3 protein-coding genes are annotated in these 3,224 nt (G+C 74.0%); 1 reads left to right on the top strand and 2 read right to left on the bottom strand.

What is annotated here, in order from left to right; all coding sequences use genetic code 11:
• Window positions 1-457: hypothetical protein (locus H0487_RS22280; RefSeq protein WP_183096390.1), on the top strand; the 457-nt coding region annotated here is incomplete at its 5' end.
• On the opposite strand, the gene H0487_RS22275 is transcribed toward H0487_RS22280, so the two are convergent.
• Together H0487_RS22275 and H0487_RS22270 are read right to left on the bottom strand one after the other, a co-directional pair.
• Entirely contained in the window at window positions 448-903 is a 456-nt protein-coding gene (locus H0487_RS22275; protein WP_312856064.1) for an acyl-CoA thioesterase, read from the bottom strand. The two genes, H0487_RS22280 and H0487_RS22275, sit on opposite strands and share 10 nt — an antisense overlap.
• Window positions 903-3,224: SMC hinge domain-related protein (locus H0487_RS22270; RefSeq protein ID WP_183096389.1), on the bottom strand; the 2,322-nt coding region annotated here is incomplete at its 5' end. The genes H0487_RS22270 and H0487_RS22275, both read right to left, overlap by 1 nt.

Here is a 3,224-nt window from a genome sequence, read left to right as displayed (position 1 = left end):
CGCCGCCGCCGGCCTCGACGTGCCGGCCGGCGACCTGAGCGCAGCCGACGTGCGCAACGAGCGGCTCGGCGCCGAGACCGTCGAGGTGCTCCGCGTGCTCAACCTGCACCGGCTCGAGCAGGGCGCCGAGCCGTGGCAGATCTCCAACCGCGCCCACGTCCGGGCGCTGCGCGGCGAGGACCAGGGCGATCAGCTCACCCTGCCCGAGGGCGACCTCGACCGGTTCCTGGAGCAGTGGGCAGCCCCCAACGCCTGGGTCGCCCGCGAGCACCTCGGCGACCCCGGCGGCACGCTCTTCCACGAGCCTCGCCGCAGCACGGGCACCACGTCGGAGCAGGTGCTCGACCCCGCCCGGCTCGACCACTACCTCGACCTGCTGGAGGTCGCGGCAGCAGGGCGCGCCGGCATCCGGGCGGTCGCGGAGCGGGAAGCCGCGCGACAGGCCCGTCAGGGCTGACGGACGAGCGGCTCCACGGCGGCGCGCACCTCGGCCGGCATCGGCGTGGTCGGCCGGGCCGGGTCGGTGTTGTCGACGTAGACGTGGACGAAGCGCCCCTCAGCCGCGGCGGTCGCGCCCTCGCCCTCCGGGTCGCCCTGGAAGAGCCCGACCCGGTAGACGATCGAGGAGCTCCCGAGGCGCTCGACGTAGATCCCGAGGTCGAGGCTGCCGGGATAGGTGATCTCGGCGAAGTAGCGGCACGACACCTCGGCGACGACGCCGATCGCCGGCAGCTCGCGGATGTCGGTGCCGACCTCCCGGGCGAGCTGGTCGTTGACGACGGTGTCGATCAGCTCAAAGTAACGGGCGTTGTTCATGTGCCCGTAAACGTCGATGTCGGCCCAGCGCAGGGTGGCGCGGTCCCAGGCGACGTACGACGACCGGGGCGGGCGCTCGGCTGGCACTACGCGGACTCCTTCCGGAGCCGCTGGCTGATGACGGTCGAGACGCCGTCGCCGCGCATGGTGACGCCGTAGAGGGCGTCGCCGACCTCCATGGTGCGCTTCTGGTGGGTGATGACGAGCAGCTGGGAGTTCTCGCGCAGCTCCTCGTAGATCTCCAGCAGGCGGCCCAGGTTGACGTCGTCGAGCGCCGCCTCGACCTCGTCGAGGATGTAGAACGGCGACGGTCGGGCCTTGAAGAGAGCCACCAGGAACGCCACGGCCACCAGCGAGCGCTCACCTCCGGACAGCAGGGAGAGCCGCTTGACCTTCTTGCCAGGAGGCCGGGCCTCGACCTCGATGCCGGTCGTCAGCATGTTGGACGGGTCGGTGAGCACCAGCCGTCCCTCGCCGCCCGGGAACAGCCGCGCGAAGGTCTGGTCGAACGCCTTGGTGACGTCGGCGTAGGCCTCGGTGAAGACCTGCTCCACGCGGGCGTCGACGTCCTTGACGATGTCGAGGAGGTCCTTGCGGGTCGCGCGGAGGTCCTCGAGCTGCTCGGTGAGGAACTTGTGCCGCTCCTCCATCGCCGTGAACTCCTCCAGCGCGAGCGGGTTGACCTTGCCGAGCATGGTCAGCGCACGCTCGGCCGACCGGAGCCGCTTGACCTGCTCCTCACGGACGAAGGGGACGGTCCGCGGCTCGGCCTCCTCGGCAGCGGCATCGTCCTCGACGGCAGCCGCGGGCGCGTCGTCTGCGGGGACGTCCCACACCGGCACCGGCTGGTCGGGGCCGTACTCGGCCATCAGGACCTCGGCCTCGATGCCGAGCTCGTCGAGCGCCTTGGCCTCGATCTGCTCGATCCGCATCCGCTGCTGCGCGCGGGCCATCTCGTCGCGGTGGACGGAGTTGACGAGCTCGTCGTGCTCCTGGCCGAGGCCGCGGAGCCGACCGCGCACGGCCATCAGCTCCTGCTCGCGGCCGCGCCGCGACTCCTCGATGTCCTGACGGGTGCGCAACGCGCGGTCGATGGAGACCTCGAGCCGGCCGAGGACGTAGGACACCGCGCCGGCGACGGCGCGACCCGCCCGGCCCTCGCGGAGCAGCCGCTCGCGCCGCTCGGCGGCACGGGCGCGGGCCTGCCGCTCGCCCTCGGCGGCCCTGCGGATCTGGTCGACCCGGCCGTGCAGCGCGCGGCCGCGCTCCTCGGAGGTCCGCAGCGAGAGCCGCGCCTCCATCTCGCTCTGGCGGGCGGTGCGGGCCTCCTGGACCAGCCGTTCCTTGTCGTCGGTCTCGGGCTCCTCCTCGCCCGTCCCCTCCGCGGTGGCGAGGCGCTCCTCGAGCTCGGCGATGCCGGCCGACGCCTGGCTACGAGCGGTCTCGGCCTGGGCGATCGCCTCGGCGAGACGCTCGGCCTCGGCACGCGCCGACCGGGCGAGCGAGCCGAGCTGGCCGAGCTCCTCGGCGACGGCGGCCAGCGAGGCGTCGGACTCGTGCAGCTTGGCGAGGGCGACGTCGGAGCGACGCTTGGCCTCCTCACGCTCGCCCTCGAGCCGGGCCAGGTCGAAGCCGAGCCGCTCGCTCGCGGCGACCGCCTCCGCGAGGGAAGCCGTCGCCTCGTCGACGGCGGCCTGGATCTCGATGAGGCTCTGCTGGGCGTTGGACCCGCCGGCGGCGAAGTGGGCGCCGAGCAGGTCGCCGTCGCGGGTCACCGCCACCACGTCGGGGTAGTCCGCGACCAGGCTGCGGGCGGCGGCCAGGTCGTCGACGACGGCGGTCTTGTGGAGCAGCCGGGTCAGCGCCGGGCGCACCTCGGCGGGGCAGTCCACCACGTCCGCGGCGTACGGCGTGCTGCCCGGCAGGGCGGGCCAGCCGCTGCGGTCGTCGGCGCCGCCACCGAGCAGCAGCCCGGCGCGACCGAGGTCGTCGTCCTTGAGATGGCTGATCGCCGCGACCGCGGCGTCGGCGTCGGTGACCGCGACCGCGTCGGCCGCGGCGCCGAGGGCGTTGGCGATGGCGGTCTCGTAGCCCGAGCGCACGTTGACGAGAGCGGCGACCGAGCCGAGCAGCCCGGAGAGCGAGTCGGACGCCGCGAGGAGCGCTCCGGCGCCGTCCTTGCGGGCCAGGCCGAGCTCGAGCGCCTCCTTGCGGGCGCCGAGGGCGGACTTGTCGCGGTCGGCCTGCTGGGCCTCTTCGCGGGTCTTGGTGAGACGCTCCTCGATGTCCTCGAGCGCGGCGACGGCCGCCTCGTGCTCGGCGTCGAGACCCTCCTCGCCGGCGTCGAGGCCGGCGACCCGGGTCTCCAGGGCGGTGAAGTCGTGCTGGGCGCGCTCGGCGCGGGCGAG

Origin of the sequence: Nocardioides stalactiti, assembly GCF_014180715.1 — a bacterium.
GTDB classification, from domain to species: Bacteria; Actinomycetota; Actinomycetes; order Propionibacteriales; family Nocardioidaceae; genus Nocardioides; species Nocardioides stalactiti.
The sequence above is the reverse complement of the archived record's forward strand: the minus strand, read 5'-3'. Positions and strand labels throughout refer to the sequence as shown.